The 15,345-nt window shown below is 70.4% G+C and carries 12 protein-coding genes and 3 pseudogenes; 1 reads left to right on the top strand and 14 read right to left on the bottom strand.

Going from position 1 to position 15,345, the window contains the following annotated elements; translation table 11 throughout:
* Positions 1-7: 7 nt before the first annotated feature.
* The 5 genes from HYQ63_RS30365 to rpsB all read right to left on the bottom strand — a co-directional run bounded on the left by HYQ63_RS30365 (position 8) and on the right by rpsB (position 4,626).
* On the bottom strand, positions 8-1,183 hold the full coding sequence (locus HYQ63_RS30365; protein ID WP_179937008.1) for a phosphatidate cytidylyltransferase: 1,176 nt from the start codon (positions 1,181-1,183) through the stop codon (positions 8-10).
* Positions 1,183-1,740, bottom strand: a complete 558-nt coding sequence (gene frr / locus HYQ63_RS30360) for a ribosome recycling factor (RefSeq protein ID WP_009714720.1) — start codon at positions 1,738-1,740, stop codon at positions 1,183-1,185. Before frr ends, HYQ63_RS30365 begins: the two co-directional genes overlap by 1 nt.
* A 104-nt stretch (positions 1,741-1,844) precedes the next feature.
* Positions 1,845-2,624, bottom strand: coding sequence for a UMP kinase (gene pyrH, locus HYQ63_RS30355; RefSeq protein ID WP_123105825.1), 780 nt, complete (start codon positions 2,622-2,624; stop codon positions 1,845-1,847).
* Positions 2,625-2,779: 155 nt separating this feature from the next.
* The gene (tsf, locus tag HYQ63_RS30350) at positions 2,780-3,616 is read right to left on the bottom strand and encodes a translation elongation factor Ts (RefSeq protein WP_123105823.1); all 837 of its coding nucleotides are present in this window, start codon (positions 3,614-3,616) and stop codon (positions 2,780-2,782) included.
* Positions 3,617-3,714: 98 nt separating this feature from the next.
* Positions 3,715-4,626 (bottom strand): 30S ribosomal protein S2, encoded by a 912-nt coding sequence (gene rpsB, locus HYQ63_RS30345; RefSeq protein ID WP_179937007.1) that lies wholly within the window; start codon positions 4,624-4,626, stop codon positions 3,715-3,717.
* A 316-nt stretch (positions 4,627-4,942) separates the two neighbouring features.
* On the opposite strand from rpsB, the pseudogene HYQ63_RS30340 reads away from it, so the two are divergent.
* Positions 4,943-5,407: pseudogene (locus tag HYQ63_RS30340) on the top strand (peptidoglycan DD-metalloendopeptidase family protein); the annotation flags it as partial.
* A gap of 381 nt (positions 5,408-5,788) precedes the next feature.
* On the opposite strand, the gene HYQ63_RS30335 reads toward HYQ63_RS30340, so the two are convergent.
* The 9 genes and pseudogenes from HYQ63_RS30335 to HYQ63_RS30295 form a co-directional block, all read right to left on the bottom strand.
* On the bottom strand, positions 5,789-6,328 hold the full coding sequence (locus tag HYQ63_RS30335) for a TetR/AcrR family transcriptional regulator (RefSeq protein ID WP_179940665.1): 540 nt from the start codon (positions 6,326-6,328) through the stop codon (positions 5,789-5,791).
* A gap of 103 nt (positions 6,329-6,431) precedes the next feature.
* Positions 6,432-7,265, bottom strand: a complete 834-nt coding sequence (gene whiG, locus HYQ63_RS30330; RefSeq protein ID WP_009714726.1) for an RNA polymerase sigma factor WhiG — start codon at positions 7,263-7,265, stop codon at positions 6,432-6,434.
* A 129-nt stretch (positions 7,266-7,394) separates the two neighbouring features.
* The gene (gene dprA, locus HYQ63_RS30325) at positions 7,395-8,594 is read right to left on the bottom strand and encodes a DNA-processing protein DprA (protein ID WP_179940663.1); all 1,200 of its coding nucleotides are present in this window, start codon (positions 8,592-8,594) and stop codon (positions 7,395-7,397) included.
* 53 nt (positions 8,595-8,647) lie between these two features.
* Positions 8,648-9,283, bottom strand: a pseudogene (locus tag HYQ63_RS30320) (ATP-binding protein); the annotation flags it as partial.
* A gap of 143 nt (positions 9,284-9,426) precedes the next feature.
* On the bottom strand, positions 9,427-10,017 hold the full coding sequence (locus tag HYQ63_RS30315; protein WP_179937006.1) for a DUF6262 family protein: 591 nt from the start codon (positions 10,015-10,017) through the stop codon (positions 9,427-9,429).
* Positions 10,014-12,599: a site-specific integrase gene (locus HYQ63_RS30310; protein WP_179937005.1), complete on the bottom strand. Its 2,586-nt coding sequence runs from the start codon at positions 12,597-12,599 to the stop codon at positions 10,014-10,016. The genes HYQ63_RS30315 and HYQ63_RS30310 overlap by 4 nt, the downstream gene beginning before the upstream one ends.
* Positions 12,596-13,855: a tyrosine-type recombinase/integrase gene (locus tag HYQ63_RS30305; RefSeq protein ID WP_257232249.1), complete on the bottom strand. Its 1,260-nt coding sequence runs from the start codon at positions 13,853-13,855 to the stop codon at positions 12,596-12,598. Before HYQ63_RS30305 ends, HYQ63_RS30310 begins: the two co-directional genes overlap by 4 nt.
* A gap of 39 nt (positions 13,856-13,894) precedes the next feature.
* Positions 13,895-14,881, bottom strand: a pseudogene (locus HYQ63_RS30300) (YifB family Mg chelatase-like AAA ATPase); the annotation flags it as partial.
* The gene (locus tag HYQ63_RS30295; RefSeq protein WP_179937003.1) at positions 14,882-15,241 is read right to left on the bottom strand and encodes a YraN family protein; all 360 of its coding nucleotides are present in this window, start codon (positions 15,239-15,241) and stop codon (positions 14,882-14,884) included. It lies immediately after the preceding pseudogene.
* Positions 15,242-15,345: the final 104 nt, after the last annotated feature.

Here is a 15,345-nt window from a genome sequence, read left to right as displayed (position 1 = left end):
GCGCGGCTCAGCTGCCGCCCACGAAGATCACCAGCAGCAGCCACACCACGGGCGCGGTGGGCAGGAGCGAGTCGAGCCGGTCCATGATCCCGCCGTGGCCGGGCAGCAGCTTGCCCATGTCCTTGATGCCGAGGTCACGCTTGATCATGGACTCGCCGAGGTCCCCCAGGGTCGCGCTGACCGCGACGGCGAGGCCGAGCAGCAGCCCCTGCCACCACACGCCGTCCTCGATGAGGTACTGCATGCACAGCGCACCGACGACCATCGCGAACGCCACCGCGCCCAGCAGCCCCTCGCGGGTCTTGCCGGGGCTGATGCGGGGCGCGAGCGGATGCTTGCCGAAACGCCAGCCCACCGCGTACGCACCGGTGTCGCTCACCACGGTCAGCAGCAGGAAGGTCAGCACCCGCCACGGGCCGTCCTCGGCGGCCAGTATGAGCGCCACGAAGGTGGCGAGGAACGGCACGTAGAAGGCGGCGAAGACGCCCGCCGTGACATCCCTGAGGTAGTTGTCGGGCGGCTCGGTCATCCGCCACACGAGCACGGCGAGCGCCGTGAGCGACACCGCCACCCACGCGCCCTGCGCCCCGCGCACATAGCCCGCGACGACCATGGCGACGCCGCCGACGGCGAGCGGCACCAGGGGGACCCGGATGTCCTTCCGCTCGGCCAGCCGGGAGGTCAGCTCCCACAGCCCGACGACCACGGCGACCGCTATCACGCCGATGAACACCGGCTTGTAGATGAAGAGCGAGGCGACGATGATCACGCCCAGCCCGACGCCCACCCCTATCGCGGCCCGCAGATCGCGGCCCGCGCTCTTCTTCTTCGTGCCCTGACCGCCGCCGTTGCCGGGCGCGCTGCCGGCGGACTCGGGGCCGGGGCCGGGGGGCGTCGGCGGCTGCCCGGGGGGCTGCGCCGGTCCGGGCCGCTGCTCCCGCTCATCGCGGAACAAGGGGCCGCCCGGCCGGGCGGCCCCCCGGTCGCGACCGGCGGCGTCGCCGGGTTCGCCGCCTGCGTGCGGCACGGTGGGCATGGGGCGAGTCTGCGCCGCTTCGGCCACCTCGTGCGCGGGACCCGCCGAAGAAGGGGGCACCTCCCAGCCGTAGCCGGGGGAGGTGCCCTGATCAGTCGGTCCCCAGAGTCCGGCGCGTGGTGGGGCCCCCCAGGAAGAGTCGTTCATCAGACCTCGAGCAGCTCGGCTTCCTTGTGCTTGAGCAGCTCATCCACCTGCGCGACGTACTTCGCGGTGAGGTCGTCGAGCTCCTTCTCCGCGCGCCGGCCCTCGTCCTCGCCGACCTCGCCGTCCTTGATCAGCTTGTCGATCGACTCCTTGGCCTTGCGCCGGATGCTGCGGATCGAGATCTTCGCGTCCTCGCCCTTGCCCTTGGCGACCTTGATGAACTCCTTGCGGCGCTGCTCGGTGAGCTCGGGGAACACCACTCGGATGATGTTGCCGTCATTGCTGGGGTTGACGCCCAGGTCCGAGTCGCGGATCGCCTGCTCGATGTTGCGCAGCGCGCTCTTGTCGAACGGGGTGATCACAGCCATGCGCGGCTCGGGCACCGAGAACGACGCGAGCTGGTTGATCGGCGTCAGCGCACCGTAGTAGTCCGCCACGATCTTGTTGAACATCGCCGGGTGCGCACGCCCGGTGCGGATCGCGGCGAAGTCCTCCTTGGCGACCACAACGGCCTTCTCCATCTTCTCCTCGGCCTCGAGGAGGATTTCTTCGATCACCACTTGCTCCTGGTGTTATCCGTAAGCAGAGCCTCGCCCCTGCGTGCGTCTTCTCCTGCACGGTGTCCGACCGGCAGGCCGTTGTCCATCCCCCGAACGAGCCGTCAGGCCCGTGAGTCCTGGTCGCTCACGAGCGTGCCGATCTTCTCACCCTTGACCGCGCGCGCGATATTTCCTTCGGCGGTGAGCTCGAAAACCAGGATCGGCAGCTTGTTGTCCCGGCAGAGGGTGATCGCGGTGGCATCGGCGACCTTGAGGTCCCGGGTGATCACCTCGCCGTACTCCAGCGCATCGAACTTGACCGCGTCCGGGTTCCGCTTGGGGTCGGAGTCATAGACCCCGTCCACCCCGTTCTTGCCCATGAGCAGCGCCTCGGCGTCGATCTCCAGGGCGCGCTGGGCGGCGGTGGTGTCCGTCGAGAAGTACGGCATGCCCATGCCCGCACCGAAGATCACCACGCGCCCCTTCTCCAGGTGGCGCACCGCGCGCAGCGGGATGTACGGCTCCGCGACCTGGCCCATGGTGATGGCGGTCTGGACGCGGGAGTCGATGCCCTCCTTCTCCAGGAAGTCCTGGAGGGCGAGACAGTTCATGACGGTGCCGAGCATGCCCATGTAGTCCGAGCGCGCCCGGTCCATGCCGCGCTGCTGAAGCTCGGCCCCGCGGAAGAAGTTGCCGCCGCCGATCACGATGGCGATCTCGGCGCCGTCGCGCACCACGGCGGCGACCTCGCGGGCGATGGCGTGCACGACATCGGGGTCGACCCCGAGTCCCCCGCCGCCGGCGAACGCCTCGCCGGACAGCTTCAGCAGGAAACGGCCGTGTCGGGCTGGGCCGTCCGCGTTCTTGTCGGCGGCCTGTTTGGCGTCCGCGCCGTGATTCATTGGAGATCTCCTCGTGCACATACGAAGAAGGCCACTGCCGGACGGGTCCTGGTACGACCTCTGCGGCAATGGCCTCCTCGTCACATCTGCGGCCGACCGGTTGACGGTTGGCTGCCTACGACCCTATCGGTGTCGCCGGTGTTTCGCTGCTCGGCTCAGACGCCGACGCGGAAACGGGCGAAGCGGGTCAGGGAGACGCCGGCCTCGTCCAGGACCTTCTGGACGGACTTCTTGTTGTCCTTGGCGAACGCCTGGTCCACCAGGACGTTCTCCTTGAAGAAGCCGGTGACGCGACCCTCGATGATCTTCGGCAGGGCGGCCTCGGGCTTGCCCTCCTCGCGGGCGGTGGCCTCGGCGACGCGACGCTCGTTCTCGACGGTCTCGGCCGGGATCTCGTCACGGCTCAGGAACTTCGGCGCGAAGGCGGCGACGTGCTGCGCGACGTCCTTGGCGACCTCGGCGTTCTCCTTGTCCAGCTCGACCAGCACGCCGACCTGCGGCGGCAGGTCCGGGCTGGTGCGGTGCATGTACGCGGCGACGTAGCCGCCGGAGAACTGCGCGAAACGGTCGAGGACGATCTTCTCACCGAGGGTCGCGTTGGCCTCGTCCACGAACGCCTGGACGGTCTTGCCGGCCTCGATCTCGGAGGCGAGCAGGGCCTCCAGGTCGGCCGGGACGGTCTTGGCGACGTGGGCGGCGATGGCGTCGGCGACGGCCACGAACTTGTCGCCCTTGGCCACGAAGTCGGTCTCGCACTTCAGCTCGACCAGCACGCCGGAGGTGTTGTCGTCGGCGATCAGGGAGACGACGGCACCGTTCTCGGCGCTGCGGCTCTCGCGCTTGGCCACGCCCTTCTGGCCCTTGACGCGAAGAATCTCGACGGCCTTGTCGACGCTGCCCTCGGCCTCGTCCAGCGCCTTCTTGCAGTCCATCATGCCGGCGCCGGTGAGCTCACGGAGCTTCTTGACGTCAGCGGCGGTGAAGTTCGCCATGATCTGTGAATCTCTTCTCGAAAGTCGAAAGCTCTACGGGTGAACGACGGGGGCGGTGCCGTCGCACCGTCCCCCGCCGTCGTACACCGTCTGAGTGGTCAGGCCTGCTCGGCGTCCGCTGCCGGGGCCTCGGCGGGCTTCGCGTCCTCGGCCGGGGCCTCGGCGGGCTTGGCCTCCTCGGCCGGCTTCTCGGCGGCGGCCTCGGCCGGCTTGGCCTCGGGCTCGTCGGCCTTCTTCTCACCCTCGAGCAGGTCGCGCTCCCACTCGGCCAGCGGCTCGCCCGCACCCTTGTCGGCCTTCTCGTCGCCGGTGGCGACGCCGGAGCGGGCGATGAGGCCCTCGGCGACGGCGTCGGCGATCACGCGGGTGAGCAGCGTGACGGAGCGGATCGCGTCGTCGTTGCCCGGGATCTTGTAGTCGACCTCGTCGGGGTCGCAGTTGGTGTCGAGGATCGCGACCACCGGGATGCGGAGCTTGCGCGCCTCACCGACGGCGATGTGCTCCTTCTTGGTGTCCACGATCCAGACGGCGCTCGGCACCTTCTGCATCTCGCGGATACCGCCGAGGGTCTTCTCCAGCTTGGCCTTCTCGCGGGAGAGGACCAGGAGCTCCTTCTTGGTGAGGCCGGAGGCGGCCACATCCTCGAAGTCGATCTGCTCGAGCTCCTTCAGGCGCTGGAGGCGCTTGTAGACAGTCGAGAAGTTGGTCAGCATGCCACCCAGCCAGCGCTGGTTGACGTACGGCATGCCGACGCGGGTCGCCTGCTCGGCGATCGCCTCCTGCGCCTGCTTCTTCGTGCCGACGAACATGATGGAGCCGCCGTGGGCGACGGTCTCCTTGACGAACTCGTAGGCGCGGTCGATGTACGACAGCGACTGGAGCAGGTCGATGATGTAGATGCCGTTGCGCTCGGTGAAGATGAAGCGCTTCATCTTCGGGTTCCAGCGGCGGGTCTGGTGCCCGAAGTGGACGCCGCTCTCCAGCAGCTCCCGCATCGTGACGACGGCCATGGCCGTACTCCTTGAGGTACTCGGTTCCACGGCGGCCGGGCGGCCGCCGCTCCTGACGCCCCGGCGCGCCTGCCACGAACGAGGGCCCTGGTAGGGGGCTCGTCCGAGGACCGAGGGGCGCGGCCGCCGTGCTGCCGATACGTGCTCGGGGCGCGGGCGGCGGGGCGTGCGAAGTCAATCCGGTGACCCGGATCGCCATAAGAAGTGTACGGGACCCGTGCGGTGCCGGGTGACGGCGATATCCACAACCCGTGGGTAGTCCCCAGTTCGCGTCCATGATCCACCGGATGCGGCGATTGGCGTCACCGTGGGTGACATGCGACGGCTTGGTGCGGTGTGGGCTCTTGCCCTGTGCGTTCTGATGTTTCCCCTCCGGGCCCCGGCCGCGGCGGCGGCCCCGGGTTCCGACGGCCGGTCATGGCCGGTGGCCGGGCCGGAGGGGGCGCTGCGCCCCTCGGTGCTGAGGGCGTGGCGGCCGCCGCCCGTGCCGTGGGCGGCGGGCCATCGCGGGGTCGATCTGGCGGCGCGGGCGGGGCAGGCGGTGCGGGCGGCGGCCGCGGGGCGGGTGAGCTTCGTGGGGCCGGTCGCGGGGCGCGGGGTGCTCACCATCGAGCTGTCCGGGACCGGCGACCCTCCGCTGCGGACGTCCTACGAACCGGTGCGGGCCACGGTGTCCAGGGGCGCGCGGGTGACGGCGGGGCAGGTGGTCGGGGTGATGGAAGCGGGGCCGTTCCACTGCCCGGCCGGCTGTCTGCACTGGGGACTGCGGCGCGGGGACCGCTATCTGGATCCGCTGTCGCTGCTGCCGCGGTCGATGCTGCGGGGCGGGCCGTCCCGGCTGCTGCCGGTCTTCGGCATCCCGCCCGCGCAGGGGTCCGCGGCGTCATCACCTCCGGAGGCCGCCGGTGGGCGGCCGCGCCTGAGGGCCACCGCTTCCCCCACGGGGCCGTCGGACCTGGCACCGGCCCTGGCGCTGGCCGCCGCGGCCGCCTGGGCCGGGCACCGACTGCGCGGCCGGGCCCGCCTGGCGTCCGGCCGAGCCCGGAGACGCCGCCGACCGGAGCGGGCGGGAGCGACCGGGCGCCACCACGGGCCCGCGGGAGCCCCGGCGTTCACCGGCGGCCGCGCAATCCACGGACCCGGCCCCGCACGCCGCGGGAGGTCAGCCCCGTACGCCGCCCAGGGCCATGGCGACCGCCGCCTCCGTGATGCGCTCGGGGTCCTCGGCGGCTCCCAGCTCGATGCGGCGGACCGCGGCGTCCACGACGCCCTGGAGCAGCACCGCGGCCAGCCGGGGCTGCTGATGGCCGAGCGCACCGAGGGCCTCGACCACCATGCCGATCAGCCCACCGTGGGCGGCGCGGATCTTCTCGCGCGCACCCGCGTCCAGCTCACCGGCCGAGATCGCCACCACGGCACGGTGGCGGCGGTCGCCGACGAGAGCGAGCTGTCGGCGCACATATGCCTCGACCTTCGCCTCGGGCGTCCCGGCCTCCTCCATGGCGGCCTCGACCTCGGCGGCCCAGACCGGGAAGTCGACGGCGCACAACTCCTCGACCACGGCCGCGCGGGAACGGAAGTACTCATAGACGGACGAGCGGGCGAGGCCCGTGCGCTCGGCGAGTGCGGGGAAGGTCAACGCCTCCGTACCGCCCTCGGACAGCAAGGAGCGGGCGGCCTCCAGCAGGGCGCCGCGCTGCATCGTCCGGTGCTCGGCCACTGAGGCCGCTCGAATCCTGGGCACGTCACCACTCTACGGAGACGTCACGGTGACGTCACGGCAGCGGCGGACCCGGCGGGACGATTCAGCGTCCGACGTCGGCGAGTTTCGCACGCAGCTGGAGCACGGACTTGGTGTGGATCTGGCTGACCCGGCTCTCGGTGACCCCGAGGACCTGGCCGATCTCGGCCAGCGTGAGCCCCTCGTAGTAGTACAGCGTGACCACGGTCTTCTCGCGCTCCGGAAGGGTGTTGATGGCCCGGGCGAGCAGTCGGCGCAGCTCCCGGTCCTCGGCCACCTCGACCGGATTGTCCGCGGCGGTGTCCTCCAGGGTGTCCATGAGGCTGAGCCGGTCGCCGCCCTCGCCGCCGACGTGCAGCAGCTCCTCCAGGGCGACCACGTTGGCCAGCGACAACTGACTGAAGACCCCGTGCAGTTCGTCGACGCTGATGTCCATCTCGGCGGCGACCTCGACCTCGGTGGGGGTGCGGCGCAGCGCCGCCTCCAGCGTGGCGTACGCCCGCTCGACCGCCCTGGCCTTCTGGCGGACCGAGCGCGGGATCCAGTCCAGCGCCCTCAGTTCGTCGATCATCGCACCGCGGATGCGGGTGATGGCGTAGGTCTCGAACTTGATGGCGCGCTCGGGGTCGAACTTCTCGATGGCGTCGATGAGTCCGAAGACACCGGACGAGACGAAGTCGGCCTGCTCGACGTTGGAGGGCAGGCCGACGCTGACCCGCCCGGCCACATATTTCACCAGCGGTGAGTAGTGCAGGATCAGCTGCTCCCGCAGCCGCCCGTCGCCCGTGGCTTTGTACGACCGCCACAGCTCGTCGAGCGAGGACGGTGCCGCGGGGCGCACCGCGCCGCGGGCAGCGGGCGGCGCCGCGCGGTCAGACCCGGAGATGTGCTGGGGCATTCGTCGCCTTGAGCCGTTCTGCCATGACATGGGTGAGGACGTACGCTTCCACCGGAAACCTTGTGAGCGTAGCGTGACTGCGGCGTCGCGATATGCGAAGGGCAGCGGCTCGGCGGTGTGCGGATACGGTCATCGCCTCAACCCTTTCACCCGATTGCCCCGATATGGGGGATCGCCTCGCCGTGCGCCGTCACTACGGCGCACGGGCGGCACCAACTGCCAGCGATCGCCATGGCGTTCGACGAAACCCAGGGCGAGCAGTTCGTAGAGCCGACTCACGGCCTCTTCACAGCTCGTCCCGGAATCCCTGGCCACCTCACGTCCCTCGTTGCCGCCCTGTGCCGACAACGCTTCCAGCACCCGTGCCGTCACGGGATCGAGCAGGTCCCGCTCGACGAGGGGCCCTTCCCGGACAGGGGCGAGGTCCCCGATGCCGCCGATCAGCTCGACGACTTCGGCGGCGTCGGTGACCAGAACGGCCTCGCCGCGCAGCAGTTCGTGGACCCCCGCGGAAAGCCCGCTGGTGACCGGGCCGGGCACTCCCATGGTGGACCGGCCGAGCTGTTGTGCCCGGCGCGCGGTGACCAGCGATCCGCTGCGGTACTCGGCCTCGATGACGACCGTGCCGCGGGTGAGGGCGGCGATGACCCGGTTGCGCAGCACGAAGCGGCTGCGAGTGGGATGCGCTCCGGGCGGCAACTCGGCCAGCACCAGCCCCTGTTCCGCGATGCGCTCGATCAACTCGGTGTGCCCCCGCGGATAGGGGGTGTCCACCCCGGAGGCGAGCACGGCGACGGTGGCCCCGCCCACGGCGAGCGCCCCGCGGTGCGCCGCGCCGTCCACGCCCTGGGCCGCGCCGGAGACCACCACCCAGCCCCGCTCGGTGAGCCCGGCGCCCATCGTCGCCGCGACATGCGCGCCGTAGTCGCTGCACGCGCGGGCCCCCACCACCGCGACCGAGCGCAGCGCCCACATCCGCAGCGACGCGGGGCCCCGCACCCATAACCCGACCGGGCGAGCGTCCCCGAGGTCGTCGAGCTGACCGGGCCACTCCATGTCGCCGGGGCAGACGAACCGCCCGCCGCGGGCGGCGATCCGGTCGAGGTCGGCCGCGGGGTCGAGCCCGTCGGCCCGCAGCGCGCATCCGGCCAGCCGCCGCGGGCTCGCCCCGGGCGGCGGCTGGGCCTCCCCGGTGAGCGCCCGCCGCAGCCCGACCGGCCCCAGCCGGCGCAGCCAGCGCCCCACCGCTTCGTCGCCGGGCTCCACGAGCCGGGTGAGGGCCGCCCGGGCGAGCCGCTCCTCGTCGTCCACGCCCGGCCCGGGATCCATGGCGGGTGGCATCCCGGGCGCCGCGACCGGGCCTCCCGCCGGGCAGGCGGCCATCAGTACTCCCCCGCGCCGACCGGCACCGCGCGGGCCACTCCGGTGCGCAGCTGGAGGGCCTGGGCGACGTCCGGCGCCAGCGGCCGGTCGTGCCCGGCGAGGTCGGCGACGGTCCAGGCGACCCGCAGCACCCGGTCCAGGCCGCGGGCGGTGAGCAGCCCGCGCTCCATGTCGCGCTCGGCCTCGCGGAGCGCCCCCGGGCAGGCCTGCCAGCGGGTGCGCAGCTCATGGCCCGGCACCTCGCTGTTCAGCCGCCAAGGGGTGTCCGCGAGGCGCGCGGCGGCCCGCTCCCTCGCCTCGCGCACGCGGGCCGCGACCGAGGCGGTGCTCTCCCCCGCGCCGCCCGCCCCGGTCAGCTCGGCCCGGCTCACCGCCTCGACATGGACCCGCAGGTCGACCCGGTCCAGCAGCGGGCCGGAGAGCCGCGACTGGTAGCGGCGGACCGTCGAGGGCGAGCATTCGCAGCCGTCCCCCATCAGCCCGTGACGCCCGCACGGGCAGGGATTGGCGGCCAGCATGAGGAGGAAGCGCGCGGGCATGCGCATCATGCCCGCGGAGCGGGCGACCACCACATGGCCCGATTCCAGCGGCTGCCGCAGGGCGTCCAGCGCCCGGCCGCTGAACTCGGGAGCCTCGGCCATTTTTCCGAACGCGAAAAGGTGCTTTTGGGCTTTGACCTGCGGATTCACGTCGTGGACATGTGTGTGACGTGAGCGCGATGGGGCAAGTACGGAGTCGAAGGAGTCACGACCGAGGCCGCGGGTGAGGCCAGCTCCGGTCAGGGATGACCGTCGAGGACAACCCCGGAATCGAGTAGCAGCATCTCCAGCTCGGAGATCCGCTTGTCAGCGAATCTGGCGTTGGAACGGGCCGCTTGAAGGCGATCGGTCAGAGTTCGGTTCTCGGATGTGAGCTGACGGAACTTCTGCTTGAGCGTGGTGTTCTCAGCGACCACCCGGCCGTGGGCCTCGGAGGGCAGATCGGTCTCGAAGTCGCGTATGCGTGCGAGGAGCTGTCCGATCTGGCTTCGCTGGGCGGAGATCTCGGCATAGGCAGTCTTGAGGCCGGCTTCGGCGTTGAGGGCTCGGTCTTTCCATGCCTGCTCGGCTTCAGCGGCCTGCTCGGCGCGGTCATCACTTCGGGCCCGAGCGGTGGATTCTGCCGCGTTGGCGATCAGCACGCGGGCCCGGTCGTTCTGGTAGATGAAGCTCCGGGAGACGTCGGCATGGCGAGCGACGGCGGCCTTGGTGATGGGGATCCGGTCGCGGCGCATGTGACGGAGAGCGGTCTGGATGCGTTCGAGCATCGCCTCGGTCGACTGCCGACGAGCTTCGTTGGCGGCCTCGGTCTGTGGTGCGGGACTGTTCATGATGTTGCTTCCTCGAGCAGGTCGTTGTCGGCCGCGGCGAGGTCGGTGGCCCGGAAGTTGATCGACCAGATGCGCTGGTAGTAGTCCTGGGGGCGGCGGAGATCGAGCGCGAGGGCCTGTTCGAGGAGTCCGAGTCCGGCCAGGGCGTTCTCCAGGCCCTCGATGGCGCGGGCGGTCGGCTCGAAGGTCTGGTGCAGGTAGTCCGCGATCTCGTCGGTGGGAGCACGTTCGGCGTATGAACGCCACTGCTCTTGTTTGCGACGCCAATAGAGCAGGTCGGCGCCCGAGAGGACGAACTTGTCGCAGCCCTCGCAGTTCATCTTCCAGGGGCAGGCGTCGCCGTTGACGACGGGCTGGTAGGTGCAGACTCCGCCTTCGGCCGGGGTGCTGGTTCTGCTGAGGTCGATCGCCAGCGCCTGCGCTTCGGCGCGAGACAGAGGTTCAAGCCCTCCGGAGAGGGGCGCCCCGGGCTCGGCGGCTCCCGGCCCGGCGACCCAGACAGTGCTGAGGAGATCGTCGAGGTCGGAGGGAGCGACCTTGGCGTAGTGCTCGGCCATCCGGTCGCTGACCTGCCCGAGGTAGCGGCGGATATGGGCGAGGCTGGCGCCGGCTGCCAGGAGCTTGGTGGCCATCGTGTGGCGGGCCTGGTGGATGACGTTCCCGCCGAGGTTCAGCCCGTCCACCCACTCCTTGAAAGAGGAGCTGAAGAAGCCGTAGGAGATCGACAGGTCTCCGAAGGGGTTGCGGACATCAGTCGGGAAAAGTGCCATTTGCTTGCGCTCGTCCGGGTTCGGGACCCGTCCGTTCCGGTCCTCGAATGAGGCAAGGGTCTTGTCCCGGCGTTCACCGAGTCGGGTGTAGAGGTATTCGGGGATCCGGATGCCCTCGTTGTAGTTGCCGACCTTGGTCTGGTCGTGCCAGAGCATCGGCAGGCCGCGGTAGCGGCCGGTGCAGTCCAGCCTGAGCTCGATGATCTCGCTGCAGCGGCGGCCAGTCGCGACGATGGCCTCCCAGATGTCGCGCAAGCCCCGGTCATTGGGATCGAAGGTCGCCGCGAACGATTTCAGATTGGTGTCGTCGGCCAGGGCCCGGGCGACTTGGTCCGTGAACGGGTTCCGGGAGACCTTGCGGTCCTTGCCTCCGGTCGGCAGTGCGGAGACGAAGGTGTGATCCAGGCCGACTTGGGCGCACTGGCCGGAGCTCAGCGCGTCCAGCATGATCTTGCGGGAGTAGACGAACGTGGTGCGGCGGCTGCCGAAGGTGACCGTGGAGGGCTTGCCGTCAGACCGGACGATGCCCAGAGAGGGAAGGCTGTGCCGTTCCCGGTTCAGCAGATCGGCGGCGAACCGCTGGGCATGCTCGGCGCCCAGCAGGGTGGGGTCGTGGCCGCCTTGCGGCGCGTCGACCTCGAGGAACGCGCCCAGCTCGACGCAGGCTCGCCTGGCGTAGTCGAACGGGCCGCGAGAGCGCGGGCATTGGGCCGACCGGAGCATGCCGGCGATGTACTCCCAGAGCACGTCACGCAGCCACCGCTGCGAGATGGCCGTAAGGTCGAAGTGGCTCTGAGTTTTGGGGAATCGACGGCCGAAGTGCTCGGTCTCGATGAAGCCGGCCTCTTTGGTGTCCGCAGGGCTGTAGTAGACGCAGCGCAGACCGTTGGATATCTCCAGGACGATCATCCGAACGCGTGAGTCGAAGCCCTTCCTTGACCGCCCGTCGGTCTCCCCGGTGCTGGCGAAGTCGGCCAGCGAAGTCATCTTCTGCTGTCGGCAGTAATTCGCCAGACCTTGGACGGACCCGATATCCCAGTGGGTGCGGTGCTTGAGCTGGGCGTGGGCATTCAGCCCCCACTTGATCTCCGCCTTGACCAGGGGGTGAAGCCCGGTCAGGTTGAGCAGGCCCATCCGGTGCACGGGATTCTGCTTCGCGCACCACCGCAGGAAGGCGGCCTTGTCGTCAAAGAAAACCTGTACCGATTCGCCGCGAGAGGCCGCGGTCCGCCGCCACTGCGACGGGACGACCGCGCCTCCCGGCTTCCCCTCCCGGTAATAGCGGTCCTGGTGCGGCGCGCACAATCTGGGCGGTGAAGCCGCCAGGTAAGGGCAGGACGGGACCCGGCAAGCACCGAAGCTCTCGAAGGGCGTTGCAGACTCCAGCCACTCCTCGAATCGGAGCTGAGGGTCGAGTTCCTGCTGATAACGCCACCGGCCGTCATGTGATTTGCAGAGCCGCGTGGTACTGGAACTCGCAGGCAGTCCTGGGCAGACGCGGCAGAGCCCCAGATCGATGCCGTCCTTCGGGAAGAGCGGCGACGCGGCCTTGGCGAACGCGGCCTGCCCCATCCCGCTGGCCTTCCGTTCGCGATGGTGAGCGTCGCAGAACCGGATGCCCAAGCGTCGATAGCGTTCGCATTTCACGACGTCGCAGCGCCAGGCGTAGACGGCGTGGTGGGGCGGGATCTCCATCAGGTCAGGCCAGTAGAGCGGGTCGAAGCCGGGGCCTTCGATCACCGCGGTCAGCAGTTCAAGCCGATCCCTCTTGACCCGGCTGACGGGTTCGGTGAGCAGTGTCAGAGAGGTCATCGCTGTTCTTCCCAGACTCGGTCCAACGCCGCCGCGAACTTTGGATCATGAACATCGGCGTGGCCATAAATCTCGTCAACGGTCGTCGCCGAGGCCCAGCCGCCGGCGTCCCGCGCGATGAGCGTGTTGCCCTCGGCAGCGTCGAGAACGTTCGTCGCAAAGAGGTGACGGAATTCGTGCGGATTTATCTTCCCGAGCTGCAGGCGGTAGCCGGCCCGGTTGAGCACCTGCCGGGCTCCCGCCGTGGACCACGGCTGGCCCTTGTTCTTCCCGTGCAACTGGACCATGAGCATGCCGTGGCCGGCGTCGCGGGGATACTCCGTCGTCATGTAGTCGAAGTAGGTGTGGATCATCGCCGGGCTTGCCCGGCGCACGGCGCCTCCCGTCACCACGCCGTCTCTGATCGTCCATTCCGGCTTGGTCTTCGCCCGGCTCCGGTTGGGGTTGACCTCCCGGTGGCAGATGTGGACGTGCGGCCCGCGGCACTCGCCGCAGGCGGCCCCTTCGCGCAGATGAAGGTCGATGATGTGGAAGCCGCAGAACTCCCCGATGCGGAATCCGCCGTCGGCCAGCCAGGTCACCATCATCCGGTCCCGCGCCGAGTGGAACTCCTCGTAAAGCGCTCCCCGGGCACCCTCGGGCGGCATCTTCGGATGCCGTCGACGGACCGTCCGGGTCGGTCGCAGCGGATTGGTCGGCATCTCCTGGATCGCGTGGCCAAGGAAGTGCCGTCGTCGGTCAGCCTTGCTCGGCAGCCGCGTCCGCGAGAACTCCTCAGCGAGCTCCCGACTTCCTCCATGAGCGCCGGCGTGGAGGTAGAAGCCCTTCAGGCAAGCCGCCGCAGTGTCCAAGGCGCTCTGCCCGTACGGACGCTTGCCCTGCCGCCAGGGCCGTCCGTACGGACCCCGGAACTCCGCCCCAACGGCCCCCATGTACCGCTTGAGGTCCTGCAGCGACACCGTCTCGACCGCCAGGCCCTCGAACTCGAGCCATCTCAGATGGTCGACCAGCAAGTACGCGTAGGTCCGATCAGTCCCACCGCGACAGGACCGCAGGAAGCCGTCAGCCAACCGGCGAACCGAGCCGTCCGACTCCAAGATCGTGTAGGACACACGCCCCGACGAGTGCTCCAACTCCTGCACTCGCAGGTCCCCCAACACCAGCCTGCGCGCCACGCGTACTCCGACATCCCCGAACGTCACACACGTCGAATGAGCGTGCAGGAAATGATCATACTGGCCATGATCATCGGTCACTCACACACGTTGCATGCACGCCTGGGGCCGGTGAGTAAAGTCCAGGAAGAGCAGCCCCCGGTGGGCGAGGGAGACCGCGCCCGGCCGCGGCAGCCCGTTGCCGCCACCGACCAGGGCGGCCATGGTCGCCGAGTGGTGCGGTGCGCAGTACGGGGGTGCCTGCACCAGGGGCTCGCCCGGTGGCAGCACCCCGGCCACCGAGTGCACGGCGGTGACCTCCAGCGCCTCCTGCCGGGTGAGCGGCGGCAGCAGCCCGGGCAGCCGCTCGGCGAGCATGGTCTTGCCCGCGCCCGGCGGCCCGACGAGGAACAGATGGTGGCCCCCGGCGGCGGCGACCTCCAGCGCGGTGCGCGCGGCCCGCTGTCCGGCGACCTCGGCCAGATCGGGCCGTCCCGTCCCGGTCCCGGGGAGCGCGGCCACCCCGGCGCCCATGCCCGCGCCGGGCATGGTGAGCCCCGCGAGCATCGGATCCGGCCGCCCGGCCTCCAGCGGCTCGTCCTCCTCGGGCACCGGTTCGTCGGTGAGGACCGCGATCAGCTGGCGCAGGCTCCGCACCCCGAGCACCGAGACGCCCGGGACCAGGGATGCCTCGGCCGCGGTCTGCTCCGGGACGACGACCTGCCGGTATCCGGCCTCGGCGGCCGCGAGCACGGCGGGCAGCACCCCGCGCACGGGCCGGACCCGGCCGTCCAGGCCCAGCTCCCCGATCATCATCAGATCGGCGATCTCCCGCGGGTCGATGCGCTCGGCGGCGCCGAGCACCGCACAGGCCACGGCCAGGTCGAAGCCGCTGCCGCCCTTGGGGACGGACGCCGGGCTGAGCCCCACCGTGAGCTTCTTCTGCGGCCAGGCGGCTCCGGAGTTGACCACGGCGGCGCGGACCCGGTCCCGGCTCTCCACCAGGGATTTGTCGGGCAGGCCGACCAGGGTGAAGGCGGCCACGCCGGGCTCCAGATCGGCCTGGACCTCGACCACCACGCCCTCGACGCCGACCAGCGCGACCGAGCAGGTGCGGGCGAACCCCATTCAGGCCACCCCCCGCAGATGCTCGACCACGGGCGCGCCGCGCCGCGGCAGCACCACGCCCACCAGGTCGATCCGCACGCCTCCCGGCGGCGGCCCGCCGTGCCGCTCCAGCCAGCGCTCGGCGAGCCGGCGCAGCCGGGCGGTCTTGCCGGGCCCGACCGCCGCCGTCGGAGGTTCGTAACCCTCCGCGCGACGCGTCTTGACCTCGCACACGACCAGCGCCCCGGCATCCAGCGCGACGATGTCGATCTCGCCGTCCCGGCACCGCCAATTGCGCTCCAGGACGGTCATACCGGCCTCGGCCAGCCGTCGCGCCGCCAGATCCTCGCCGTAGCGGCCCAGTGCTCCCCGGGCGTTCATTCGGCACCACCTCCGGCACCGACTGTGACGCGCCCGCCCCGAATTCAGGGATCTTGGTGGATTTCTGTGGACGGCCCGGCGCGGGTGGACAACTCGGCCACCCG

This window comes from Streptomyces sp. Rer75, assembly GCF_013414305.1.
Taxonomy (GTDB): Bacteria; Actinomycetota; Actinomycetes; order Streptomycetales; family Streptomycetaceae; genus Streptomyces; species Streptomyces himastatinicus.
Note: the sequence above shows the minus strand (reverse complement) of the source record. Positions and strands in the feature narration are given on the sequence as shown.